Origin of the sequence: Kitasatospora sp. NBC_00315, from assembly GCF_041435095.1 — a bacterium.
Taxonomy (GTDB): Bacteria; Actinomycetota; Actinomycetes; order Streptomycetales; family Streptomycetaceae; genus Kitasatospora.
Window position 1 is genome coordinate 982223 of record NZ_CP108025.1, and the last position, 25869, is coordinate 1008091.

The 25869-nt window shown below is 71.5% G+C and carries 17 protein-coding genes and 3 pseudogenes; 9 read left to right on the forward strand and 11 right to left on the reverse strand.

Annotated features, from left to right (window positions below; genetic code table 11):
• Positions 1-147: 147 nt before the first annotated feature.
• On the reverse strand, positions 148-1464 hold the full coding sequence (locus OG823_RS04120; protein ID WP_371477579.1) for a glucarate dehydratase family protein: 1317 nt from the start codon (positions 1462-1464) through the stop codon (positions 148-150).
• Positions 1465-1820: 356 nt separating this feature from the next.
• Between OG823_RS04120 and OG823_RS04125 the strand changes: the two genes are divergently transcribed.
• Together OG823_RS04125 and OG823_RS04130 are read left to right on the forward strand one after the other, a co-directional pair.
• Positions 1821-2024 carry a cold-shock protein gene (locus tag OG823_RS04125; protein ID WP_371477581.1) on the forward strand — a complete coding sequence of 68 codons (204 nt, stop codon included), beginning with the start codon at positions 1821-1823 and terminating at the stop codon, positions 2022-2024.
• 688 nt (positions 2025-2712) lie between these two features.
• Complete coding sequence (locus OG823_RS04130) at positions 2713-3990, forward strand: extracellular solute-binding protein (RefSeq protein ID WP_371477584.1); 1278 nt, start codon at positions 2713-2715, stop codon at positions 3988-3990.
• A gap of 307 nt (positions 3991-4297) precedes the next feature.
• Here OG823_RS04130 and OG823_RS04135 read toward each other — a convergent pair whose 3' ends face one another.
• The 3 genes from OG823_RS04135 to OG823_RS04145 form a co-directional block, all read right to left on the reverse strand.
• Complete coding sequence (locus OG823_RS04135; protein ID WP_371477586.1) at positions 4298-5134, reverse strand: undecaprenyl-diphosphate phosphatase; 837 nt, start codon at positions 5132-5134, stop codon at positions 4298-4300.
• Between the two features lie 260 nt (positions 5135-5394).
• Complete coding sequence (locus OG823_RS04140; protein WP_371477587.1) at positions 5395-6963, reverse strand: sensor histidine kinase; 1569 nt, start codon at positions 6961-6963, stop codon at positions 5395-5397.
• Entirely contained in the window at positions 6956-7633 is a 678-nt protein-coding gene (locus OG823_RS04145) for a response regulator transcription factor (protein ID WP_371477589.1), read from the reverse strand. Before OG823_RS04145 ends, OG823_RS04140 begins: the two co-directional genes overlap by 8 nt.
• Positions 7634-7877: 244 nt before the next feature.
• On the opposite strand from OG823_RS04145, the gene OG823_RS04150 reads away from it, so the two are divergent.
• The 3 genes from OG823_RS04150 to OG823_RS04160 all read left to right on the forward strand — a co-directional run bounded on the left by OG823_RS04150 (position 7878) and on the right by OG823_RS04160 (position 9880).
• On the forward strand, positions 7878-8540 hold the full coding sequence (locus OG823_RS04150; RefSeq protein WP_371477591.1) for a hypothetical protein: 663 nt from the start codon (positions 7878-7880) through the stop codon (positions 8538-8540).
• A gap of 74 nt (positions 8541-8614) precedes the next feature.
• Positions 8615-9409: a hypothetical protein gene (locus OG823_RS04155; RefSeq protein ID WP_371477593.1), complete on the forward strand. Its 795-nt coding sequence runs from the start codon at positions 8615-8617 to the stop codon at positions 9407-9409.
• Between the two features lie 93 nt (positions 9410-9502).
• Complete coding sequence (locus tag OG823_RS04160) at positions 9503-9880, forward strand: MmcQ/YjbR family DNA-binding protein (RefSeq protein ID WP_371477595.1); 378 nt, start codon at positions 9503-9505, stop codon at positions 9878-9880.
• A gap of 442 nt (positions 9881-10322) precedes the next feature.
• On the opposite strand, the gene OG823_RS04165 is transcribed toward OG823_RS04160, so the two are convergent.
• The 5 genes and pseudogenes from OG823_RS04165 to OG823_RS04185 form a co-directional block, all read right to left on the reverse strand.
• Complete coding sequence (locus tag OG823_RS04165; protein WP_371477596.1) at positions 10323-13421, reverse strand: carbohydrate binding domain-containing protein; 3099 nt, start codon at positions 13419-13421, stop codon at positions 10323-10325.
• Between the two features lie 478 nt (positions 13422-13899).
• Complete coding sequence (locus OG823_RS04170; RefSeq protein ID WP_371477597.1) at positions 13900-14856, reverse strand: winged helix-turn-helix domain-containing protein; 957 nt, start codon at positions 14854-14856, stop codon at positions 13900-13902.
• Positions 14857-14981: 125 nt separating this feature from the next.
• Positions 14982-15224, reverse strand: coding sequence for a potassium-transporting ATPase subunit C (locus OG823_RS04175; RefSeq protein ID WP_371477599.1), 243 nt, complete (start codon positions 15222-15224; stop codon positions 14982-14984).
• A gap of 179 nt (positions 15225-15403) precedes the next feature.
• A pseudogene (locus tag OG823_RS04180) lies at positions 15404-15574 on the reverse strand (potassium-transporting ATPase subunit C); the annotation flags it as partial.
• A 140-nt stretch (positions 15575-15714) separates the two neighbouring features.
• Positions 15715-16695: an IS701 family transposase gene (locus OG823_RS04185; protein WP_371477601.1), complete on the reverse strand. Its 981-nt coding sequence runs from the start codon at positions 16693-16695 to the stop codon at positions 15715-15717.
• Here OG823_RS04185 and OG823_RS04190 point away from each other — a divergent pair.
• A pseudogene (locus tag OG823_RS04190) lies at positions 16656-18327 on the forward strand (ISAzo13 family transposase); the annotation flags it as partial. The gene OG823_RS04185 and the pseudogene OG823_RS04190 overlap by 40 nt on opposite strands.
• Here OG823_RS04190 and OG823_RS04195 read toward each other — a convergent pair.
• Both OG823_RS04195 and OG823_RS04200 read right to left on the reverse strand, forming a co-directional pair.
• Positions 18328-18696 (reverse strand): annotated as a pseudogene (locus OG823_RS04195) (transposase); the annotation flags it as partial.
• Positions 18697-18961: 265 nt separating this feature from the next.
• Positions 18962-19525, reverse strand: a complete 564-nt coding sequence (locus OG823_RS04200) for a hypothetical protein (protein ID WP_371477602.1) — start codon at positions 19523-19525, stop codon at positions 18962-18964.
• Between the two features lie 1134 nt (positions 19526-20659).
• On the opposite strand from OG823_RS04200, the gene OG823_RS04205 reads away from it, so the two are divergent.
• The 3 genes from OG823_RS04205 (at position 20660) to OG823_RS04215 (ending at position 25766) form a co-directional block, all read left to right on the forward strand.
• On the forward strand, positions 20660-22312 hold the full coding sequence (locus tag OG823_RS04205; RefSeq protein ID WP_371477604.1) for a cellulose binding domain-containing protein: 1653 nt from the start codon (positions 20660-20662) through the stop codon (positions 22310-22312).
• Positions 22313-22639: 327 nt separating this feature from the next.
• The gene (locus OG823_RS04210; protein ID WP_371477606.1) at positions 22640-23629 is read left to right on the forward strand and encodes a cytochrome c oxidase assembly protein; all 990 of its coding nucleotides are present in this window, start codon (positions 22640-22642) and stop codon (positions 23627-23629) included.
• Between the two features lie 310 nt (positions 23630-23939).
• Positions 23940-25766 (forward strand): flavin monoamine oxidase family protein, encoded by a 1827-nt coding sequence (locus OG823_RS04215; protein ID WP_371477608.1) that lies wholly within the window; start codon positions 23940-23942, stop codon positions 25764-25766.
• The last annotated feature ends 103 nt before the right edge of the window (positions 25767-25869 follow it).

The following is a 25869-nucleotide window of genomic DNA, read 5'->3' on the forward strand; positions in this document are numbered from 1 at the left end:
GATGTGCTCCGATCCGGACGGCGGGCGGTCGGTGACGAGCAGCGGCGGCGGGCGGCGGGCGCACGTGAGCTCGATGTCGGAGCCGTCCCGCGCCCCGGAGCAGGAGCAGGAGCAGGCAGGGACGGTGCCGGGGCCGGGGCCCGCGCGCTACCAGCGTGGGACGGGGGGCGTGGTCCAGTGCGGGTCGGCCTCGCGCATCGCGGCGGCGTCGTCGCGGTCGCGCATGGTCCCGTCGTCGTCCAGCCAGCGCCGGTGCAGGTCGGCCAGCGCGGCGCGGTCCAGCTCCACGCCCAGGCCCGGGCGGTCGCAGACGGTGAGCCGGCCGTCGGTGAAGACGTGCCGCTCGGTGATGACTTCGTCGCTCTGCCAGGGGTAGTGCGAGTCGCAGGCGTAGTCCAGGTTGGGCACCGTGGCGGCGACGTGCGTCATCGCGGCCAGACTGATGCCCAGGTGGGTGTTGGAGTGCATGGACAGGCCGACGCCGAAGGTGCGGCAGATCGCGGCGAGCTCACGGGTGTTGCGCAGTCCGCCCCAGTAGTGGTGGTCGGAGAGCACGACCTGGACGGCCTTGCCTGCGAAGGCCTCCTCGATCTCCGGGAACGTCGTGACGCACATGTTGGTGGCCAGCGGCATGTCGGTGCCGGCCGCGACCTGGGCCATCCGCGCGGTGGTGCTGGTCGGGTCCTCCAGGTACTGCAGGACGCCCGCGAGTTCACGGGCGACGTACAGCGAGGTCTCCACCGACCAGGCACCGTTGGGGTCGAGCCGCAACGGCCGCCCGGGGAACGCCTCGGCGAGGGCGCGCACCGCCGCGATCTCCTCGTCCGGCGGGAAGACGCCGCCCTTGAGCTTGAAGGACCCGAACCCGTACGTGTCGGCGAACCGGCGGGCCTGCGCGACCACGCCCGCGGGGTCGAGGGCGGCTCCCCAGTCGTCGGACTCGCCCCGGCCCCGCGGGTGCTCGGCGAGCCGGTAGAAGAGGTAGGCGCTGTAGTCGACGGTGTCGCGGACCTTGCCGCCGAGCAGCCCGTGCACCGGCAGTCCGAGGGTCTTGCCGAGGGCGTCCAGGCACGCCACCTCGAAGCCGGAGATGACCGACAGCCGCAGCTTGTCGGCGGTCTGGACGCCGCGCAGTCCGCCGACGTCGACCGAGTCGGAGACTTCGGAGGGATCGGTGCACACCTGCTCGGCCAGGGTGAACAGGCCGTTCACATCGCTGACCGAGTGGCCGGGGAGCGCGGCGGCCAGCGGCGCGGCGAGTTGCAGGTAGCGGGTGTCGCCGTACGTCTCGCCGATCCCGGACGTGCCGTCGGCGGTGATGACCTCGATGATCAGCCGTGGCGTGTACGGCTGGTGGACACCCTGGGTGTTGAGCAGCGGTGGGTCGGCGATCAGGACGGGGGTCAGCCGGACCTCGGCGATGGCCAGGGTGGGCGGCTCACCCACCGAACCGCTTGTCCGCATATGTGAATACTGTTCACGCATAAGTCCAGATCCTAGGTCCGACCGACCGTACCCGTCAACGAATCCGCACCCCGAGAGCACCCTGGAACCGCACCACGTCGCCGCACCGGCGGACGGCCCGTCGGCGCGGCTCGTGCGCCATTCGATGAACCGCCGGCGCCGCGGACCGCCACGCCGCATTCCGGCGAGCGCGCGGGCACACCCGTGACTCGTGTAACGTTTTGATCACGCAGTCGTGGTTCCGAAGTGCTCGCCCGCGGTCATGGCGCCGTGGGCGTTTTTGCTGTGCGGCATCCTTTGGACCAGGCGATCATCCCCCGGGCTCCGCGCGACGCCCGTCCCCCAAGGAGAACAGCATGGCTCTGGGCACCGTGAAGTGGTTCAACGCCGAGAAGGGCTTCGGCTTCATCGAGCAGGACGGTGGCGGTCCGGACGTGTTCGCCCACTACTCGAACATCGCCAGCCAGGGGTTCCGTGAGCTCCAGGAGGGCCAGCGAGTCCAGTTCGACGTCACGCAGGGACAGAAGGGCCCCCAGGCCGAGAACATCGTTCCCGAGTGAGTCGCCGCCGAGGGCCCGGAGCACACCAGTGCTCCGGGCCCTCGGCGTTCCCCGCCCAGCCGCGCCGGTCGACGCGCCCGGCCGCCGACGGCGCCGGCTTCGACTCGCAACCCCTTGCTTCGCCGCCCACCGCTCGTCCCGCCCGGCCGAGCGCCGGCGACGGGCCCCGAAGCCCGGCCGGGCGGTACGCCCCGCCGGGCGGTACGCCCCGCCGGTCGCGGGCGGTCGCCCCGGCTTCTCGCGGTCGCGTGGCACCCCCGGTCCGGGACACCCGCCCCTCCGTGGCGCCCGCCCGTCCATGACAGCTGCCGACCGGCGCCCACCTGCGGAGACCTGGCGCACCGCCAGCCGGGTTGGCCGCCGGGCAGGTTGACGGCGTCGGGGCGCGATGGCGGCCGATGCCGCCCGGAGCCACCGGCAAGCCCATGACCATGCCAAACGCCGTCGAAACGGCCGAGAGCAAGCGGGCGGCGCGGGCCCGGATTCCGGGCGGCAACGTAACGGCTACACGGATGTAACGATCCTCCTCATCTTGCGGAAACGTTCTGCAAGTTCTTTCAATCGCGCTCACGCCACTGTTACGTTCCTCCCCGAGTCGGCCGCGGCAACCGCACGATCGGCTCCCGGCCGCCGTTCGGCGTCCTCCACCATCTCCGGGGCTCTTCCCCACCTTCTTCTAGGAGTTCTCATGCGGCGTGGCATCGCGGCCTCTGCCCTCGTTGCGGCCCTCGCGGTCTCGATGGCAGCCTGTGGCAGCAGTGGCTCCGGTTCGGACAGCAAGGCCTCCGGCCCGGTCACCATCACCTACTGGGACACCTCGAACGCCACCAACGAGGCGCCGAACTACCAGGAGCTCGCCAAGAAGTTCGAGGCCGCCAACCCGAACATCAAGGTCAACTTCGTCAGCGTCCCGTTCGACCAGGCCCAGAACAAGCTGCAGACCGCGATGGGCGCCTCCGGCGCCCCCGACGTCTTCCGCTCCGAGGTCGGCTGGACCGCCGCCTTCGCCAAGGCCGGCTACCTCGAGCCCCTCGACGGCACCCCCGCCGCCACCGACGCCGCCGCCTTCCAGCCCAGCCTCGTCCAGCAGGCCAAGTACCAGGGCAAGCTCTACGGCATCCCCCTGGTCACCGACACCCTCGGCCTGCTCTACAACAAGGACCTCTTCACCAAGGCCGGCATCACCACCGCCCCCACCACCTGGGACGAACTCAAGACCGACGCCGCCACCCTCAAGGACAAGGCCGGCGTCGACGGCTTCTGGATGCGCGCCGGCGACGGCTACTACGCCATGCCCCTCCTCTTCGGCGAAGGCACCGACACCGTCGACGCCACCGGCAAGAAGATCACCATCACCACCCCCGAAGCCGCCAAGGCCGTCGAAACCTACAAGACCCTCTTCACCGCCCCCGGAACCGTCAAGGCCGACCTCACCTCCGACGGCTACGCCCACATGATGGACGCCTTCAACAGCGGCAAGGTCGCCGCCATCATCCAGGGCCCCTGGGAGGTCACCAACATCTACAAGGGCACCGCCTTCACCGACAAGAACAACCTCGGCATCGCCCCCGTCCCCGCCGGCACCGCCGGCAAGGCCGGCGCCCCCACCGGCGGCCACAACGTCTCCGTCTACGCCGGCTCCGACACCGCCCACAAGGCCGCCGCCGAGAAGTTCGCCGCCTACATGACCTCCGCCGACAGCGAGTCCTTCATCGCCCAGAAGAACTCCACCCTCCCCACCCGCGCCGACGCCTTCACCCCCGACGTCAAGGCCAACCCCGGCATCGCCGGCTTCCAGGCCGTCCTCGCCACCGCCAAGCCCCGCCCCGAACTCCCCGAGTACAGCTCCCTCTTCGCCTCCCTCGGCACCAACCTCGGCAAGATCGTCCAGGGCACCAGCACCCAGGACGGCCTCACCACCATCGCCACCGACTACGCCAAGCTCCTCCCCGACTTCACCAAGTAGTCACCTGGTACGTCGAAGCACCGGCACGCCGAACACCCGGTCGTGGGCCCCACGGGCACCACGGCCGGGTGTTCGGCGTTGTCACCGCCCGGCCGCCGGACGGGGGCGTGGCCGGCACGGGAGCCGCGGCCCGTTCCCCGGGGAGCCTCCCCGGGGAACGGGGCCCTGGCACGATCACCCGCGCGGACGCGCGCCCGGCACACCGGCGCGAGGCGCCGGGGCGAGCCGGGAACGCCGAGCGCCCGCCCTCCCCGCGCGCTCGGAGGCGGCGGGAGGGCGGGCGCGGGGCGGGCGTCCCGACCGGGCGTCAGGCGTCCAGGACCCCGGCGCCGAGCAGGCCGAAGAGCACCAGGCCGATCACGATGCGGTACACCACGAAGGCGTTGAACGAGTGCTTGGCGACGTACTTCAGCAGCCAGGCGATCGAGGCGTAGGCGACCACGAACGAGACGACGGTGCCCACGGCCAGCGGCACGAAGCCGACACCGCCGCCGAGCGCGTCCTTGAGCTCGTAGATGCCCGCTCCGGTCAGCGCCGGGATGGACAGGAAGAACGACAGCCGGGTCGCGGCGACCCGGTCCAGGTCCCGGATGAGGGCGGTGGACATGGTCGCGCCCGAGCGGGAGAAGCCGGGGAAGAGCAGCGCCAGGATCTGCGAGGAACCGACGATCATCGAGTCCTTGAAGGTGATCTCGGCCTCGCCGCGCCGGTGCCGGCCCATCTGGTCGGCCGCCCACATCACCATGCTGCCGACGATCAGCGAGCCGGCCACCACCCACAGCGAGGCGAGCGTCCCCTCGATGAGCGGCTTGGCGGCGAGACCGACGACCACGATCGGGATCGTCGCGAAGATCACCCACCAGGCGAACTTGTAGTCGTGGCTCGCGCGCTCCTCCCGGTGGGCCAGGCCGCGGCCCCACGCGGTCGCGAAACGGACGATGTCCTTGAAGAAGTAGACGAGAACAGCAGCGATCGCGCCGACCTGGATGACGGCGGTGAAGCCGACGACGGAGGCGTCGTCGACGGGTATGCCCATCAGTCCTTCGGTGATCTTCAGGTGCCCGGTCGAGGAGACGGGGAGGAACTCCGTCACTCCTTCGACGATGCCGAGGATGACGGCCTGGCCGACACCGATTGCGCTCATCTGGCTTGTCCTTGTGGTGGTCTGGGCGGTCGGACGTACGTGCCCGAGCGCACGGCGGGACCGGTTCGGCCCCGCGCACGTCTACAGGCGTGTAGATGGTAGGGGACGCGTGTGAACGGAGGGTGCGGTGGGTCGGACGGTGCCGCCGGCGCCGCCCGGGGCGCCGCGCGACGGTCCCCGGGAGGCCGCCGGGGGCTCCCCCGGCGGCCGGACAGCGCGCTCACCCACCACCGGGGCCACTCTGCACCAGGGCGACCGGGTCACTCACCACCGGGGTCGCCGACGGACCGACCGGTGCCGGCCGGGAGACGAGGGAGGGTGAGACGGAGTCTGGCACCGTGCGCGGATTCGGCCACGACGAGGGTGCCGCCGTGGTGGTGGGCGATGTCACGGGCGATCGGCAGACCCAGGCCGGCGCCGCCGTGGTCCCGGCTACGGGCGTCGTCCAGGCGCGTGAAGCGCTCGAACACCCGGTCCCGGTCGGCGGCCGCGATGCCGGGACCGTCGTCGTGCACCTCCAGGACGACGGTGCCTCCGGCGGCGCCGCTCCCGGCCCCGGCCTCCGGGTCGCCGCCGGTGCCGGTGTCCGTGCAGTCGCCGCTGCCGGGGCCGGTGCGCAGCACGACGCGTACGGTCCGCTCGGTGTGGCGCTGCGCGTTGTCCAGCAGATTGGTCAGCAGTCGGGTGAGCCAGAGGGCGTTGCCCCGCACCCGCACGCCGTCCGCCAGGTCGAGGACGACCGGGCGGCGGTCGGCCGGGCGGTTGCGTGCGGCGGCGGTGACCAACCCGGTCAGGTCGACGGGTCGGCCGGGGTGTCCGGGCTGCGGGGCGAGCGGCGCGGCCGCGTCCAGCCGGGCCAGCAGGAGCAGGTCGGTGGCGAGGTTCTGCAACCGCTCGGTGTCCTCCAGCGCACCGGCCAGGAGTTCGGCGCGGACCGCCGGGTCGGGGTGGGCGATCGCCACCTCCAGCTGGGTACGCAACACGGTGAGCGGGCTGCGCAGCTCGTGGGAGGCGTCGGCGATGAACTGGCGCTGGCGCTGCCCGGCGTCGTCCAGACGGTCGAGCATGGCGTTCATGGTGGCCGCCAGCCGGGCGATCTCGTCGTCGGTACGGGGCAGCGGCACCCGGCGGTGCAGGGCGCGCTCCCCGATCTCGGCGACCTCGGCGCGGATCGCCTCCACCGGGCGCAGGGCGCGTCCGGTGACGCGCCAGGTGACCAGGCCGACGACGAGCAGCAGCAGCGGGCAGGCGACGGCGAGGCCCGCCGTGGTGGTGTCCTCCGCCGCGTCCGCGGCCCGCAGGGAGGTGCCGGCCCGGACGGCCACCACTCCGGTCGGCGTCCCGACGATGACGGTGGCGACCCGCTGGCGGTGCGCATCGCCCAGCGGGTCGAGGTCCCAGCTGGTGTGGGCGGTGCCGGGACCGGCGGGACGCGGGTCGGTGATCGCGGGATGGCCGGCCAGGTTCTGGCTCGCCGCCAGCACGTTGCCCCGGGCGTCGACGACCTGGATGAAGTCGGTGCCGTGGGCCGTCGGCACGAGCGGGGTGAGGCGCTGCTGGACGGCGAGCTGGGCCACCGCCTCGGCCTGCTGGCGGATGCCGTCCTCGGCCGTGCGCAGCAGGTTGACGTGCAGCAGGGCCACCAGCGCGAACGAGGCCGGCGCCAGGGCCGCCGCGACCACCGCGCAGGCGGCCGTGGTGGCCCGGGCGCGGACGGAGACCGGTGCCAGCCGGCGCAGCGGCCCGGGGGACGCCGGTCGGGCGCTGGACACCGTGGGTCGGCGCAGGCGGCGGGCGGACCGGCGGGCCGCCCCGTCCCGGTCAGCCACCGTCGGCCGCCAGTCGGTAGCCCACTCCGCGCATGGTCTGCACGGCGGCCCGTCCGAACGGGGTGTCGATCTTCCGGCGCAGCGCGCTGACGTGGACCTCCACGACGTTCGGGTCGCCGTCGTGGTCGAGGTCCCAGACCTGGTCCAGGATCTCGCGCTTGGAGACCACGGCGCCGGCCCGGAGCGCCAGGTGCTCAAGGACGGCGAACTCGCGTGCGGTGAGCCGGGTCGGGGTGCCTGCCCGGGTGCAGGTCCGGGCGTCCGAGTCGATCACCAGGTCGCCGAGCGCGAGCACCCGGGGGCGCCGGCTGCCGACCCGGCGGGCCAGGGCGCGGAGCCTGGCGACCAGGACGACGTAGGAGAACGGCTTGGAGAGGAAGTCGTCGGCGCCGGTGTCGAGCGCCTCCGCCTCGTCCCACTCGCCGTCCTTGGCGGTGAGCATGAGGATCCCGGCCGGGTGTCCGGCGGCGCGCAGTCTGGCGCAGACCCGGTAGCCGTCGAGGCCCGGGAGCATGATGTCGAGCACGATGAGGTCGTACGGGCGCTGGTCCGCCAGCCGCAGGCCCTCCAGGCCGTCGTGTGCGACGTCGACGCTGAAGCCCTCGGTCTCCAGCCCGCGTTGCAGGGCGGCGGCCAGCCGCCGCTCGTCCTCGATCACCAGTACCCGCATGACCACCAGGGTGTCAGGCCGGCGGGCCGGTCTTCGACCGGGGTACGGGGAGGTGGTGGCGAGCGGGTGCGCCACCGCCGGGCAGCGGTGCAGCGGGCGCGCCACCGGCGGGGACCGGACGAGACGGGAGCGGCGCAGCGGTGGTCCGCGGCGGCTGCCCACGGCTTCAGCAGGGCTTCAGGAACGGTGCGCGATCCTCGGAGCCTGACGGCCGGCGCGGTCCGGCCGCGAGAGGAGCTGCCCGATGTCCGAGTCCGAGACCGGTTCTGCCACCGGATCCGAAGCCGGTGCCGAGACCGACGCTGCCGCCTACTCCGACGGACGGACGGCCAAGGCGGTCGGCGCGTCCCGACGGGCTTTCGCCGGCCGGTGGGTTCGCGGCCGCCGGGCCCGGTGGGCCGTGGCCGGAGCCGCCGTGGTCGTGATCGGCGGATCCGCGCTGGGCGTGGCCGCCGCGCACGAGCACGAGGAGCACGGCGACACCCGGGCGTTCGCGCGCGGCGCGGGCGAGAAGGACGGGGCCGGCGAGAAGGACGGGGCGGGCCGGGGCGCCGCGCAGCAGGGCCGGGGCGGGCACCCGGGCGGGCGCAACCGCGGCGGCCAGGAGGACGGCACGCGGCGTGCGCCGGCGGCCGGCCCGACGCAGCAGCGGGCCGACGGATCCGCCGCGGGTCTCGCACCGGCTCCGCTCCCCTCGCTCCCGGCCGACCAGGCGCTGGCCAAGGCCGTCGCGGCCGTGCCGGACGGTCGGGCGGAGTCCCTGCGGGGCGTCGCGCAGCAGGGCGGTGGCACCGCCTGGCTCGCCGTGGTGATCGGCCAGGACGGCGTGCGGCACGGTGTCACGGTCGACGGGACGAGCGGCCAGATAACCGGCAACACGGTGCTCGACGGCCGTCCGTCCCGCTGATCGGCCCGGATCGACCGGGCTCGACACGGATCGACAGCAGAGCAGACAGCCACACGGCAGAAAGGGGTGCCGCCATGTCGGGCACCACGACGCTGGGGTCGCGCGCGACCGCCAAGGGCGCACGGACGGCCTGGAGCAAGGTCCCGGAAGTGACCGCGCTCTTCTGGCTCACGAAGGTGCTGACCACCGGAATGGGCGAGACGACCTCGGACTACCTGGCCCGCCGGATGGGCCCGATCCCCGCGGTCGCGCTCGCCGGACTCGTGCTCGCGGGCACGCTGCTGCTCCAGCTCCGCGTCCGGCGCTACCACGCCGGCGCCTACTGGGCGGCCGTGGTGATGGTGAGCGTCTTCGGCACGATGGCGGCGGACGTCGTCCACGTCGCCCTGGGCGTCCCGTACGCGGTGTCGACGGCCGCCTTCGCGGTGGCCCTCGCGGCGGTGTTCGCACTCTGGTACGCGGTGGAGGGGACGCTGTCCATCCACAGCGTCACCGGGCTGCGCCGGGAGTGCTTCTACTGGTCCACCGTGATGATCACCTTCGCACTGGGCACCGCGGTGGGCGATCTCACCGCGGCGGGACTGAGCCTCGGCTACCTCACCTCCGGCTTCGGGTTCGCGCTCCTCATCGCGGTGCCGGCGCTGGCACACCGGTGGCGCGTGCTGGGGCCGGTGGCGGCGTTCTGGTGGGCGTACGTGCTGACCAGGCCGCTCGGTGCGTCGTTCGCCGACTGGGTGGGTGTCAGCCGTCAGCGTGGCGGCCTGGATCTGGGCACCGGTCCGGTCAGCCTGGTGCTGGCGGTGGTGATCCTCGCCCTCGTGGTGTTCCTGACCGTCGCCGACCGGCGGCCGGGCCGGTCGGACTCCTGACCGGCTCCGGGGGTGGGCCGTCCGCGCATCGGGCGGCCCACCCCCGGAGCCGCCGTTCTTGATCCCCCGTACCGGCCCCCGCATAATGGCCGGATGACCCCCGAGCAGCTCAAAGCCGCCTGTCTGGCGCTGAACGGCGCGGGCGAGGAGTACCCCTTCGGCCGCCACCCCGCGGTCTGCACCTTCAAGGTCGGCGGCAAGATCTTCGCCCTCAGCGCCCTCACCGAGCAGCCTCTGACGGTCAGTCTGAAGTGCGATCCCGACCTGGCCGTGCGGCTGCGTGCCACGCACAGCGCGATCGTCGGCGGCTACCACCTCAACAAGCGGCACTGGAACACCGTCACCCTGGACGGCTCGCTGCCCGACCACCTGGTACTCGACATGGTCGAGGACTCCTACGACCTGATCGTGGCGGCGCTCCCCCGCTCCCAGCGCCTGGCGCTGGACTGGCCGGGCAACCGCGCTCCCTAGTACTCCAGCAGGACTTCGACGTTTTGCCTGGTCAGAGGCTGCGTGGGTGATTGTAGGGGGCTGGTGGGTGATCAGGGGCGGTCTTCGTGGGAGCGCCCCTCGATGGTGTGCAGCCGGCGTTGGTAGTGGCAGCGGCGGGGCAGTCTCTCGTCGTGATCAACGAGCCTGCAGCCGAGAGCTGGGACCGCGAACTCGAAGAACTCTTCCTCCGTGTCGGCGATCGATTCGGCCGTGTGGAGCCGCGCCGTCGGTTGCGCTTCATCAAGAAGGGCACCACCTCCGCGGGCGTGCAACGCCAGTACTCCGGCAACGGAAACGCGGAAGTGCCCCCGGCCGGAACGACAGGGGCTTGGGCAAGCCATGCCGTTCCGGGCCGGGAGGCACTTCTGCTTGTGTACTCAATGGCTGGGCCCAGCGCGAGGGTTGGGCCCAGCCGAGGAGGCTAGTGTCCTACGCGGGCGAAGGGCACGCGGAAGATGTCGTAGTCGTCCTTCTCGTGGGAGGTGGAGCTGTCCGGGCCGTAGGGCTCGGTCGCGGTGTCCAGCACGGTCGGGTCCTGGGGCAGGGAGCCGATGGCCGACTGGCCGAAGGTGGAGATGAGCATGACGCCCAGGCCCCGGCTCTCCAGGGTGGCCCGGTCGATGCCGAGCGACTGCAGCGGGATCTTTATCTCGTAGGTGGTGTCCTGGGCCGGGTTGTGGCCCGCCGCGAGCAGGTTCTGGTAGCGGCTGGCGTCGGCCAGGTCGGCGGGCACGTATCCGGCGTTGCCGGTGGCCTTGATGCCGGTCACCTCACTGGAGGACAGGCCGTCGGCGTACTTGTAGGTGATGCCCGCGGCCGCGAACTGCTGTACGTTGGCGGCCGCGTAGTCGAAGGTGCCGGCCGAGTTCAGGCTGAAGAGGGCGGGCTGGCCCACACCGGGCTTGCTGGAGAAGTTGGCGATGTGGTCGACCTCATTGCGGGCGAAGGAGGTGCGCAGGCCCCAGGGACCGCTCACGCTGCCCCCGATCAGGCCGTCGCTGCCCTTGGCCGGGTCGACGTCCAGGGCGATGGACTGGGGGATGTCACCCTGGTAGGGCTTGCCGTTGTCACTGATGGGGTACCCCTGGGCGGGGTCGGTCACGTCCGTGACGTTGGTGAACTGCCACATCAGGTACAGGTTGGCGTCGTCCCAGGCCGAGGAGAGGGAGTACAGGTCGTAGACCGGCCCCTCGTGGCTGCCGCGGAAGATGCGGGGGTCGTCGTTGGCGACTCCCTGGGCCACGATCATGTCCTTGGTCCACTCGGTGGCCTTGCCGTCCACCGTTATGGTGGCCGCCCGCCCGAGCTGTCCGCTTGGGTTGGTGGCGTAGTACGGCCCACCGGCAGCGGGGCCCGGGTCCGGCGTGGTGGTCGCGGTCGCGGTTGCGGTCGGCGTCACGGTGGGAGTGGCGGTCGCGGTCGGGGTGGGTGCCGGGCAGGGGTCGCCGCTGCCGACGACGCCGTCCTTGACGGTGATGTTGCCGGTGCCCAGGGCGTAGTTACGGTTGCTGTTGTTGTCCCAGGTGCCGGAACCGTTGTTGAAGGTCGCGGCCAGGCCAGTCGCGGTACCCAGGTCGACGGTCTTCTTCACCCAGCCGGTGCAGGCCGCGGTCATCGCGACACCGGGCACGGTGGTCCAGGCACCGCCGGTCGGGGCGTAGTGCAGGTTGTAGGCGGCCCAGTTCTTGTTGGTGCTGTAGAACACGGTCGTGGGGGGAGCGGGGAGGCAGGGGTCGCCGCTGCCGACGACGCCGTCCTTGACGGTGATGTTGCCGGTGCCCAGGGCGTAGTTACGGTTGCTGTTGTTGTCCCAGGTGCCGGAACCGTTGTTGAAGGTCGCGGCCAGGCCAGTCGCGGTACCCAGGTCGACGGTCTTCTTCACCCAGCCGGTGCAGGCCGCGGTCATCGCGACACCGGGCACGGTGGTCCAGGCACCGCCGGTCGGGGCGTAGTGCAGGTTGTAGGCGGCCCAGTTCTTGTTGGTGCTGTAGAACACGGTCGTGCCGCTGGGCGCCGTGGCGGTCGCGGACGCACTGGCGGACGCGCTGGCGGACGCACTGCTGCTCGGGCTGGGCGTGACGCCGCCGACGCCGGTGCGCAGGGCGACGGAGTCGCCGGCGTTGACGGTGACGGTGGCCTTGCCGGTGCTGTCGACGCTCACGGTGTTACCGGTGCAGGCACCGGTGGAGGTGAGGTCGCCGTGGATGACGTCGCAGTAGGTGCCGGCGGCGAGGCCGGTGGTGAAGCTCTGGGTGACGGCGGAGGCGCTGTTGTTGATCGCCACCCAGGCCTTGTCGCCGCGGCTGAAGGCGATGGTGTTGTTGCCGTTGTCCCACCAGTTGGCCACGGCCTGGCCCTTGGCGGCGTTGTGCCAGCCGACCATGTTGGCGATGCCCTGGTTGCGGTCGGTGCAGGTCCAGGTGTTGTTGGTGCAGTTGACGTCGGTGACGAAGCCGTTGGCGTCGGCCGGCGGCGAGTCGTCCTTGTCGTTGTAGCGGAAGCCGGAGTAGACCTGCGGGGTGCCGTAGTTCCAGGCGAGTTCGAAGATGTGGGCGAGGTTGTACTTGGCGCCGCTGTTGTAGGTGAGCGTGGTCTGGTCGCGCTCCAGGTCGTGGTTGGTCACCATGACCGCGGACTTGTCGCTCGGCTCCAGGCCCCAGCTCTGGCCGAAGGTCTTGAGGTTGGCGATGTTGCCGTTGAACTGCTGCGAGAGCTTGGAGGCGTAGGTGAACTCCAGGACGCTGCCGTTGCCCTCGAACGCGGCGGCGGCGAGCTGGCCGCTGCTGCCGGGGAAGATCTCCTGGTAGACGTACGGCCGTCCGCCCCAGGTGGTGTCGTGCACCCGGGAGAGGATGTTGGCCATGTCGGCCTGGGCGATGTGCTTGGCGGTGTCGACGCGGAAGCCGTCCACACCGGAGTCGACCAGGCTGTTGAGGTAGCCGGCGACCTTGCCGCGGACGGAGTCCGACTCGGTGTTCACGTCGGACAGGGAGACCAGTTGGCACTCCTGGACCTGGGTGACGTTGTTCCAGTCGGTGATACTCAGGTCGGCGTTGGGGCAGGGCGGCGAGCCGTGGAAGTCGGAGCGGGTGTAGGGGATGTTGTTGTACGTGTAGTTCGACGTGTTGAAGCTGGCTCCGCCGTAGGAGCTGGTGCTGGTCTGGTTGACGCCGGCGGTGTGGTTGATCACCGCGTCGGCGTAGACCTTCACGCCGGCGTTGTGGCAGGTCGTCACCATGGACTTGAACTGCGCCTCGGTGCCCATCCGGCTGTTGAGGCCGTACGAGACGGGCTGGTAGACCTCCCACCAGGGGTGGGCGGCGCCGTTCAGCTTGATCGAGTCGGCCGGCGGGGCGACCTGGACGGCGCCGTAGCCCTTGGGCCCGAGCACGGTGGTGCACTCGGCGGCGACGGAGTTCCAGTTCCACTCGAAGAGGTTGGCGATCACGTCACCGCCGTTCGGGGTGCCGGCGGCCTGTGCACTGCTCTGGAAGGCGATCGGCAGGATGGCGCCGGCCACCAGTGTGCCGGCGGCGAGCAGACCGACCGGCCCGCGCCGGGAACGCGCTCTTAAGGCGGGACGGGTGGCGGGGACAGGTCTGGGCTGGCGGTTCAAGTAGGACACCGACGGACTCCCTTGGGTGGAGGGGCTACTGCTTGGCGGTGGGGGCCGCTACCGGCTCGCCTCGGCGTGACGGCTGCGGCGCTCGACAGAGCTGAGGGCCCGGTGCAGTGGCCACCGGACCCCGTGAGACGTGCGGCGCACACCGTCTCGCTGCATGTTGTTGCTGAAATTTTCAGCAAGGCGTTGCGAACTTAAGGCCGCCCTGCCCGGACGTCAAGACCTCGCGCGCCGAAGGACATTGGCCGCGCCTGCCTACTCCGGGTGCCACCGCCGGCCCCGACACGTCCTTTGCCGCCCCGGATCCCCGTCCTCACGGCCCCCTCGCAGCGGCCCGGTCAGGGCTGGAACCGGTAGCCGATCCCGGGCTCGGTGATCAGGTACCGGGGCCGGGCCGGGTCGGGTTCAACTTGCGGCGAAGACCGGCGAAGTAGACCCACAGGTAGTTGCTGCGCTCCTCCTGGCCGGGGCCCCGGACCTCGTGCAGGATCTGCCGGCCGGGCACCAGCCGGCCGGGGCTGGCGACCAGCAGCGCGAGAATCCGCCACTCGGTCGGGGTGAGCCGCACGCGCCCGCCGGGGCCTGTCACGGTGGCCGCCGTGACATCGACCTCGTGGCCGCCGATCACGCCTCGGGTCGGCGCGACCTCGCCCGGCGGGCGCCGCAGCAGCGCCCGCAGGCGGGCCATCAGTTCCTCCAGGACGAAGGGCTTGGTGAGGTAGTCGTCGGCGCCCGCGTCGAGCGCGAGTTGCCGCTGCTCGGCGAGGTTGCCCGGGGAGGCGCCGGCCAGGCCGTCGCGGCGGGTGATGTGGACGGCGAGGAGTTCCCCACCCGCGCTGCGGTCGGCGATGTGGGCGGCCCGGCGGACCACCTCGTCGGGGACGGTCTCGCGCTGCGGGATGCCGGTGATCTTCTGGACGACGTCGTTCAGGGAGTCGAGGTGCTGGATGTTGAGGGTGGTGACGACGTCGATACCGGCGTCCTGCCAGCGCTTCGCGTTGCGCCCGCCGGGGATGTTGGTGTGCGCCAGCTCGTCGACCAGCGCCACCGACGGCCTCCTGGCCAGCAGGGCGTCGAGGTCCATCTCCGTGAACTCCGTGCCCCGGTAGGTGCGGGTGAGCCGGGGTACGACGCCGAGGCCCTGGAGCATGTCCTCGGTGTGGCGGCGGCCGTGGCACTCGATGTACCCGACCACCACGTCCGCCCCGCGGTCCTGTCTGCGGCGGGCCTCGTCGAGCATCCGGTACGTCTTGCCGACCCCGGGGGCAGCACCGAGGTAGACCCTCAGCCGACCCCGGCGGATGGAGGTGCCAGGGGTGAGGTGGCGGGGCATGCGCGCTGCTCTTTCCTACGAGGGCGGCCCGGGACGATCTGGACTGCCGGCGCGGCCGGCCCGGGCGCGGGGAGACACTCCCCCGCACCCGGGCCGGTTTTCCTGGTCAGTGAACGGACGGACCATCAGCTCAGCTCGCCGACCGCCCTGTTGAGGAGGACGACGTTGACGCCCTCCTCGCCGAGGAGGCCGAGCGAGCGGCCCTCGGTGTACTTGACCACCAGCTGGTTGAGCTTGTCCGCGGGCAGGTTCCGGGCCTTGGTGACCCGGGCGCCCTGCTCCTCGGCGAAGGCCACCGAGATGTGCGGGTCGAGACTCGATCCGGAGGCGGTGAGCGCGTCCGGGGGGGACGGCAGCCGGGTCGACACCGTCGAAGGCGGCGACGGCGGCGCGGCGGTCCTGGACGGCCTTCAGCAGGTCCTCGTTGTTGGGGCCGAGGTTGGAGGCGCCGGAGCTCTTCGGGTCGTACGCGTAGGCGGCGGGACGGCGGCTGGAACCACTTCGGGTCCGGCCGGGCGGCCTCGTCCGGGTCGGCGGGGTTCTGCTTCGGCAGGTCGTAGGTCTGGCCGAGCAGGCTGGAGCCGATCTCCTTCCCCTGCGAACTGACGATCGATCCGTTGGCCTTGCCGCTGAAGGCGACCTGGCTGATGCCGGTGATCAGCAGCGCGTAGGCACGCGCCGAGTACTCCAGCAGGACTTCGATGTTTTGCCTGTTCAGAGGCTGCGTGGGTGATTCTAGGGGGCTGGTGGGTGATCAGGGGCGGTCTTCGTGGGAGCGCCCCTCGATGGTGTGCAGCCGGCGTTGGTAGTGGCAGCGGCGGGCGACGGCCTGGCGCTGTCTGCGCCAGGTGGACCAGCTCAACGCGTGTGCGCGGGGTGAGCGTTGGGGTGGGTGCGAGCAGTGGGGACGGCCAGCTGCCAGGAGTCGCCGGATCTCTGCCACGGTGAGGTCGACCATGGCGTGGGAACCGTTTCTGCAGCCCCCTTTGATGTCGCGGCTGCGGCCATCGCGGCAAGGAAGGCGTGGGCGAGCATGGCCAGTGTGATGTGCCGCATCCAGCCGGTGTAGCGGCGGACCTCGTACTGGTCGAGACCGCATTCGTTCTTCGCGGCCTGGAAACACTCCTCGATCGCCCAGCGGGAGCCTGCGATCCGCACCAACTGCTCCACGGTCGTGCCGAGCGGCGCATAGGCGAGGTAGTAGGCGATCTCGGCGGGCCTGCTGACGCTGCGGCGGGCCATCGCCCACCGCTGGCGGACAGGTAGCTCGCCCTGGTAGTCGAACTCGGCCACTGCCGGGAGCCGCACGGCCGCCCAGTCGTAGACGCGTGGCCCCATAGCGCCGTCGCCGCACGAGATCCGCTCCCAGGCCTCTGCCGGGGCCTGCGAGAATAGCCGGTCGATGCGTGGACAGCCCACGCTGAAATGGGACTTGGGCACCGCCAGGACGTAGCCGGCGCCGGACTGTTCCAGCATCCGCCGAAAGCGCCCGTCCTGTCCGTAGGCCGAGTCCGCGGTGACCCAGGCGATCGGCAGCGGGGAGGCGAGCGCACGCAGAACGAGCGACTTGGCGAGTTCGCCCTTGGTACGGAAGTCCCGCTCGTCGGGGATCTTCGCCGCGCTGCATTGCTCCCGGTCCTCGGTCCAGGACTTCGGCAGGTACAGTTCCCGGTCCACCAGGGCGCGGCCGCGGGTGGAGGCGTAGGCGGCGAAGACGCCGATCTGGCAGTTCTCGGTGCGGCCGGGGGCCTGTGCGTCAATAAGTGCACGGTGGACGGGAGTTGGTGAGAGTCTGCAATATGACCCTGTGCCAGTCAGGCCGCATCGCCGCCCGTGCACTGCGGGCCAAGTTTGACCAGATCCTGCCGCACTTCGACGAGCGCCGCCGTCGGCTGTACCTGGCCAGTGAGGCCACCGCCATCGGCCACGGCGGGATCGCCCGCGTCGCCGAGGCCTCCGGCACCAGCACCGCCACCATCTCGCGAGGTATCGCCGAGTTGGCCGGCTGCTCAGCGCCGACCCTACGAATCCGGGCTCCAGGTGCCGGCCGCAAGCGGCTGACAGACACCGACCCCGGTCTGCTGCGCGCGCTGGAGTCGCTGCTAGAACCGCACACCCGAGGCGATCCCGTCTCCCCGCTGCGCTGGACCACGCTGTCCTTGCGGTCCCTGGCCTCGGCCCTCACCGCACAGGGCCACCCCGTCAGCGCGTCAACCCTCGGGCGCCTGCTGCACACCCTGGGCTACAGCCTGCAGGGAACCGCGAAGACGACGGAGGGCATCAGCCATCCGGACCGCGATGCCCAGTTCGCCCACCTCAATGCCACCGCCACCGCTTTCCTCAACGACACCCAACCGGTGATCAGCGTCGACACCAAGGCCAAGGAATGGCTCGGCAACCGCGACCGGCCCGGTCGCACCTGGCGGCCAGGCAAAGACGCGATCAAGGTGGACTGCCACACGTTCACCACCAACGACCAGCCGATGGCGATCCCCTACGGGATCTACGACATCGCCAACAACTCCGGATGGGTCAACGTCGGCACCGACCACGACACCGCCCAGTTCGCGGTGGAGTCCATCCGCCGCTGGTGGCAGCACCGCGGACAGGCGGACCACCCGCATGCCACCCGGCTCCTGATCACCGCCGACTCCGGCGGCTCCAACGACCCCCGCCGCTGGACCTGGAAGTACAACCTGGCCGCCTTCGCGCGGGAGAGCGGCCTGGAGATCTCCGTCTGCCACCTACCGCCCGGAACTTCGAAGTGGAACAAGATCGAGCATCGGATGTTCTGTCACATCACCGCGAACTGGCGGGGGCGACCTCTGACCAGCTACCCGCTCGTCATCGAGACCATCGCCGCCACAACCACCAAGACCGGCCTGACCATCGGGGCCGAACTGGACACAGGCAGCTACGACCTGGGCATCAGCGTCACGCCCGCCGAGTTCCACGCCCTGCCAATCACACCGAACGCCTTCCACGGGGACTGGAACTACACGCTGGCTCCCGTTCCACCGCGAACGCCAGACGCGCCGGCAAGCACTCGCCGGATCGACCCCGGCCTGACCACGATGCTCACCGATCCGGCCCTGACCGGCATGTCACGGACCGCCTTCGAACATCTGGTCGCAGTCTCGGAACCTTATTGGGACGCCATGGCCGAGGCGGCATTCCAGCGGCGCTTCCACCGCCCACGCAGCTACCTCCACCCACAGATCAGCAGCGTGGACCACCGCCACCGGCTCCTGGCAGCAATCCTGCGCCGCCGCAGAGCGGTGACCATTACATTCCTGGCCCAATTGCTGGGCGTCAACCGCACCAACCTGTCCATCCAGTACCAGGACGGAAAGCGACTCCTGGACCCTCGTCACACCCATACCCGGGCCGCCCGCCCGCACATTGGAACAGCTACACACCCGAGCCACTCCCACCGAAGGCCCGTAGCTGACAGTTATTCAATTACAGGCCCCCGGCGGTGCCGGAGTACTGGCGTTGCACGCCCGCGGAGGTGGTGCCCTTCTTGATGAAGCCGGTGTCGTCGAGAATCAGGACACCGACCTCCTCACCGAGGCGCTCCGCAACGTAGTGCTGGAGCTCGTCGCGGATCTCCTCCGCGTCCCAGCGGGCGCCGGCGAGCAGGTGCTGCAGGCCGTCAGGGGTGGCGTGACCTGCATATTCGGCCAGTTGCCCGCCGTTTTTGCGGCCGACCGGGCCGAGCAGGCCGCGCACGTAGTCGCGCATCCGACGGCGCGGCTCCACACGGCTGAATCGATCGCCGACACGGAGGAAGAGTCCTTCGAGTTCGCGGTCCCAGCTCTCGGCTGCAGGATCGTTGATCACGACGAGAGACTGCCCCGCCGCTGCCACTACCAACGCCGGCTGCACACCATCGAGGGGCGCTCCCACGAAGACCGCCCCTGATCACCCACCAGCCCCCTACAATCACCCACGCAGCCTCTGACCAGGCAAAACATCGAAGTCCTGCTGGAGTACCAGAGTCGATCTCGACGTGTGCGGCGGGGCCGAGGGCGTCGAGCCCGCCCTACGCGGCCGGCCCTGCCGACGGGTGGTCGGTCCGCCGGTCGGGCCGCCGCAGGGGTGATCAGGCCTGCCAGTGCGGTTTGCCGCTGACCATCCGGCAGGAGAGCATCCGGCCGTCGGCGTCGTGGGTGCTCCGGCCGAGGTCGGCGTCCCGACAGAACTGGCCGGCCTTGTAGCAGTTACCCGCGTTGGAGACGATCTCGCAGTGGCCCGCCGGGGCCGCCGCGGGCGCGCTGCTGGGCGCTGCGGCCGGCTTGGTGCTGGTCTTGGGCGCAGGGGGTTTGGTGGGCGCCGGGGCCTTGGTCGCGGGGGCGTTGGCGGCCGGAGCCACCGGAGCCGGGGGCGGGGGTGTCGGGCTCGCGCTGCTCGCGGCCGGCGAGGGCTCCGCGGTGACCGGGGCGGCGGGGGCCGACGTCGAGGCGACGGGGGCGGCCGGGAGCGGCGCGGCGGCGCTGGAGGCGACCGGCTTGGCCGGGCCGGCGGGGCTCTGATCCGTCGGATCGCAACCGGTCAGCGAGAACCCCACCGCCAGCACCAGGCCGGCGACGGCGGCCAGCCGGCGATGGGCGGTGCGTATGCGGGCGGCGCCGGAGGAGGGCAGGGACGAGGACGCGGGTGAGGGCATGGCGGAGGGCATGGACGTGGAACGCTCCATCGTGTCTCGGGTGGGCAGGGCGCCGAGTCAACCAGAGCGGCGGGCCCGGCATTCACTCTTCCGCCACGAATTCGTCACCCGTTGGGAAATCGAGACCTACGCGCTCTCGGCTCCCGGCAGACCACGCGGGCGATGCGGGCAGCGGAGCCGGTGACGATCACGACTCGGCACCGGCCGCGAGGAGTTCACGCAGCCGCTCCAGCCCGGGGAGGACCGGGTCCGCCGACCGGGCGCCCGCCTGGGGCTCCGCCCACCGCCGTGCCGCTCGGTGGGACGACGACGCGACCGACCGGCCCGGCCGAGCCGGTCACCCCTGCGGCTCCTCGACCATGAGCGTCAGGTCCCCATCACCGGACGGCCTTCGGGCCGCAAACCGCGCCCCGAACCGGTTCAGTTCAGGCGCCGGTGAAACCTCCGAAGACCACTGAACGGTGCCCGGCAGGTACTCCACGTCGACTCCTCCGCCGGCTCGAAGGCGTTACCGATCACCGGCCGTGGTGTTGACAGGCCCGTCGTGACACCTCTACGGTCGGAGCGATTAACCGGTCAATCCCGTGTGGGGCACGGGACGCCGAGAGACCTTCGGGCGCACGACGGGGCAGCCTGCCGCCACCGGCGGCGACCCACCCCGGCCGCCCACCTGTCAGGCCGTCAGCACCCCGGCGGATCGGGAGCCTGCTTCCGGCCGCCAACGGCCCACTGCCGACGGCGTTACGGCCCACTGTCACCCGAAGCGGCCCGAACGCCCCGGCACCGGCGCGCCATCCGGTACACGCCCCGCGACACCCGACCGAACCGTCCCACCGCGCTCGGAAGCACCGCGCCCATCAGCGCGGGACGGGCGGGCCTGCCCCACCGCGCCCGCCCGTCCCGTCCCACCGCGCCGCCCGTCCCGTCCCACCGCACTCCCGTCGCACCCCGCAGGGACGGCACCACCACAGGGACGGCGCCACCGCACCGCATCGCGCCACCGCACGGCATCGCACCACCGCACCGCATCGCGCCACCGCACGGCATCGCACCGCCCCGGAGAGCGCCGCGCATCGAACGGGCGGCGGCCCGCCGGGCGAACACCCCACCCACCCCGGTACGAAAGGGATCCGCGTGCACACCCGACTCAGGCCCACCGGACGAGCATTCTGGCCCGTCGCCGTACTTCTCACCGTCGCGCTGGCCCTGGCCGGCCTGGCCACCGGCCGGCCGACGGCCGCCGCTGCCGACAGCAGCACCGGCTTCGCCTCCCGGTGCGGCATCCACTTCTGCCTGAACGGCAAGGAGTACTACTTCGCCGGCGCGAACACCTACGACCTGTTCACCTACGGCAACGGGTCGAACGACACCGAGACCCAGTACATGGACAAGGCCCGGATCGACGCCCAGTTCGCGAACCTGGCGGCCGACAAGGTCGACGTGGTGCGACTGTGGATGTTCAGCCACGAGGACTGGCACGGCTTCGAGAAGACCAAGGGGGTCTACAACGAGCAGGAGTTCGCCGAGTTCGACTACATCATCGAGTCGGCCAGGACACACGGCCTCAAGCTCGTGCCGGTGTTCGAGAACTACTGGGAGGCCTACGGCGGCATCGACACCCGCCTCCAGTGGGAGGGCCTGAGCGGCGGACAGCCCGGCCGGGCCGCCTTCTTCGACCGGACCCGCTGCCCCGGCTGCTTCACCTCGTACAAGAACTACGTGAGCTACGCCCTGAACCGCACCAACCACTACAGCGGGGTCAAGTACAAGGACGACCCGACCATCTTCTCCTGGGAGCTGATGAACGAGCCGCGTTACGAGGGCCAGAGCGCGGCGGAGAACGTGGACGGCACCACGCTGCGGGCCTGGGTCGACGAGATGGGCGCCTTCGTCAAGGGCATCGACACCCACCACATGCTCGGCGCGGGCCTGGAGGGCCACGGCACCAAGTACGGGTTCGGCGGCGACGAGGGCAACCCCTTCGTGCACATCCAGGAGTCCTCGTACGTCGACTACACCACCGCGCACCCGTACCCGAACGAATCCTGGGCGAACCTGAGCCTGGACCAGACCAAGGCGCTGATCCGGGCCTGGATCAGCGACTCCCACACCGTCCTCGGCAAGCCGTTCTTCATGGGTGAGTTCAACGTCAACGACGTGGACCGCAGCGCCTGGTGGACCGCGATCTACGCCGACTTCGAGGCGGCGGGCGGGGACGGCAGCGCCTTCTGGTGGTACCAGGACCACGCCGTCGACGGGAAGTTCGGCGTCTCCGCCGGGGCCCCCGAGCTCGCCGTCTTCCGCGCGCACAGCGACCGGATGCGGGCCAGGAGCGGCCTGACCACGCCCACCGCCTCGCCGAGCCCGACCGCGACCGTGTCCCCGACCGCCTCACCAACCCCGACCGCCTCACCAACCGCGACCGCCTCACCCACCGCGACCACGTCCCCGAGCCCGACGGCTGCGGGCGACTGCGCCGTCGCCTACGTGTTGTCCGACTGGGGAAGCAGCTTCAACGCGGACGTCACCATCCGGAACACCGGCGCCGCCGCCGTCACGGGCTGGCAGCTCGTCTTCGCCTTCCCCGCGAACCAGACCGTCAACTCGGTGTGGAACGCGAAGGCGACCCAGAGCGGCAGGCAGGTGACCGTCACCAACGAGACCTGGACCGCCACCGTGCCGGCGGGCGGATCGGTCACCTTCGGCCTGAACGCCAACTCCACCGCGGGCACCAACGGCGTGCCCGCCCGGTTCACCCTGAACGGCAGGGCCTGCACGGTCGGCTGACCGGGCTCCCGCCCCTGCGCTCCCGACACCCTGCTCCCGACTCCCTGCTCGGGGCAACCGACTCCTGACCGGGCCCGGCCGGCGGACGCGCGCCTCGCGTCCGCCGGCCGGGTCCCGTACGTACGGCCCCTCGGGCACCGGGACCGTCCGGCCGTCGTGACCTCCGGGCGCCGACCGAACGAGTGCCCGCTCCCGGTCCGGGGGCGGGTGCGAGGGCGGTGTGAGCCCCGCCTAGGCTGTCACCGAAGCAAAAAGGACGAACCGGACCCGCTCGGGGATGGCGTTGACGGAAAGCGGGACCCGCCGATGGGCGACGGAATGGCAGGGATGCACGACCACGGGGGCGCGGGGCCACTGGGCCCGTTCTCCCTCTCCTCTGCGCTGACCTGGTCCCCCGACTGGGTCTTCCTGACCGCGGCGCTGGTGGCGGCGGTCCTGTACGGCGCGGGTGTGGTGCGACTGCTCCGGCGTGGGGACAGCTGGCCGGTCGGGCGCTCGGTGGGCTGGCTGGCCGGTGTCGGCGGCGTGGTCCTGGTGACCTGCACGGGGCTCAACGACTACGGCATGGTGCTGTTCAGCGCCCACATGATCCAGCACATGATGCTCTCCATGCTGGTACCGATCCTGCTGCTGCTCGGTGCGCCGATCACGCTGGCCCTGCGCGCCCTGCGCCCGGCCGGCCGGGGTCGCCCCCGTGGGGCGCGCGAGCTGCTGGTCGCGCTGCTGCACAGCCGGTACGTGAAGGTGATCTCGCACCCCGCGTTCACCATTCCCCTGTTCATCGCCAGCCTGTACGGGCTCTACTTCACCCCGCTGTTCGACCACCTCATGCAGTACCGGCTCGGACACATCGCGATGATGGTCCACTTCCTGGCCGCCGGCCTGCTGTTCTTCTGGCCGATCATGGGCGTGGACCCGGGCCCGCACCGCCCGGGCCACGTGATGCGGATCATCGAGCTGTTCATGGGCATGCCCTTCCACGCCTTCTTCGGCGTGGCGGTGATGATGGCGAGCCACTCGCTGGTCACCACTTTCACCGTCGCCGGTGCTCCCCCCGGGACGGATCTGCTGGCCGACCAGAAGCTGGCCGGTGGGATCACCTGGGCGTTCGGCGAGATCCCGACCGCGATCGTGCTGATCGCGCTGGTCTTCCAGTGGATGAAGTCCGAGGAGCGCCAGGCCCGGCGCCGGGACCGCGCTGAGGAGCGCAGCGGCGACGCCGAGCTGAACGCGTACAACGACTACCTGGCCTCCCTGGACAAGCGCGGCCGGCGCCCGGCCGCCGCCGCACCCGCACCGGCGCCCGGCACCGACTGACCCGCACCGGACGCGCCCGACCCACCGAACGACGTCGGCGCCGGACGACACCGGTAGGCCGACCCGGCCAGACCGGACCCGACCGGCCCGACCCGACCGGACCCGACGACGTCACCGCCCGGCAGCACCGAGAGCCCCCGCCCGACCGCGGGGGCTCTCCCGCGTCCCGTCCCGGAGACCGCCGGAGGCCCGGTCGGTGGCGGCTGCACTCACCCGGCCGGGTGAACCGGACGGGCTGCGCGTACCCCCGACCGGGGCGCGGCAGTTTGCGCTGGGTCAGACGTGTGCGAATTCTGTTTCAGGAGCATCGATGTCCAACCCGTTGACCCATTCGTCCGGTTCACCCCAGGCGGCCCCCTCGGCTCTGGGCCGCCGCAGTTTCCTCGGTTCCGCCGCGGCGGCGGCCGCCGTCGCCGGCACCGTCGGCCTCACCGGCAGCCGGGCCGCCGGGGCGCCGCACCCGGCGCCCTCGGGCTCCGGAATCGACCCGGAGGTCAGCCGTGACCTCGCCCGCAAGATGCTGCTGGTCGGTGACGACGGCGAGGATCTCAAGCTCGCGTACCTGCGGATCCTGATCGACGGCCGGCTCCCCGCGCGCGCGCCGCGCAAGAAGGTCCTGGTGGTCGGGGCCGGCGTCGCCGGGTTGGCCGCGGCAGGCCTGTTGAAGCAGGCCGGCCACGAGGTCGTGATCATCGAGGCCAATGCCGGCCGGGTCGGCGGCCGGGTGAAGACCTTCCGCGGTTTCCAGGACAAGGCCCTGTACGCGGAGGCCGGCGCGATGCGGCTGCCGGACTTCCACCCGCTGGTGCGTGCCCTGGCGGACAAGCTCGGGCTCAGGCGCCGACTGTTCTACAACGCCGACGTCGCCCCCGGCGCCGAGCCCACCGGCACGGTACCGCCGGTCGTCTACCGGGCCTTCACCGGTGAGACCTGGTCGAACGGGGTGGACGACGGGAGCTTCCGCTCACCGCAGCTCGACGGCAAGCGGCTGATCCGCGTCAACGGTATGACCACCACCAGGAACGCCTACGGGAAGTCGCCGGACAAGGTGCACAAGGGCTTCGGTGTGCGGTCCGGCGCCACCATGGCGGATTCGCTGACCGAGGCCTTCAAGCCGGTCACCGTGCCGGCCGAGGGCAGCATCAACGACCAGGTCGACGCCTGGGCCGAGATCTTCCGCAGGTACGACGACCACTCCACCCACCGCTACCTGGTGGAGGAGGCGGGCTGGGACCTCGCGAAGATCCAGGCGGCGGGCACCCTGGAGAACCTGACCTCCCGGCTGCACTACTCGCTCATCCCCACCCTCATCGACCACGCGGCCATCAGCCCCACGAACCGCTACTGGGAGTTGGAGGGCGGCTCGGACCGGCTCACCGAGGCGATGGCCGCCCCGCTGCGCAACGACATCCGGATGGGCCGTCGGATGACCCGGCTGGTCCAGACCGACACCGGCGTGCGGATCGACACCACGGCGGAGAGCGGCGACGAGGAGTCCTGCGACGGCGCACCGGTGGCGCCCACCGAGTCGTTCGAGGGTGACTACGCCATCGTCACCGTCCCGTTCAGCGCCCTGCGGTTCTGTTCCGTCGAGCCGCTGATGTCCTACCCCAAGCGCCGGGCCGTCAACGAGCTGCACTACGACTCGGCGACCAAGGTGCTGCTGGAGTTCAAGACCCGCTTCTGGGAGCAGGGGCCGAACGGCTTCACCGGCGGCGGCTGCACCTCCGACAGCGCGAGCCGCTTCACGTACTTCCCCTCGCACTCCCCGGACGGCTCGCCCGGCGGTGTCGTGCTGGCCTCGTACAGCTGGTCCGACGACGCGATGCGCTGGGACTCGCTGACCCCCGGTGAGCGGTACGCCTTCGCGCTCGACGACATGGAGCGGATGTTCGGGCCGGTCGTCCGGAGCGAGTTCACCGGCGTCGGCGCCACGCAGTCCTGGGCGCGGGCCCGCTACGCGCTGGGCGAGGCGGTCATCTTCACGCCCGGCCAGCTGCACGAACTGCACGCCGCCTCCCGCACGGTGGAGGGCCGGGTGCACTTCGCCGGGGAGCACACCAGCCTGAAGCCGGCGTGGATCGAGGGCGCGCTGGAGTCGGCCGTCCGGGCCTTCCTGGAGGTCCACCCGCGCTGACCCGGCAGACCGGCGGCGGCCGGGGCGCGGGGCCGGGCGGCCTCGGCGCCCCGGCCGCCGCCGTGTCCACCCCCTCGGACCCGGGGGTACGGGGGTACGGGGG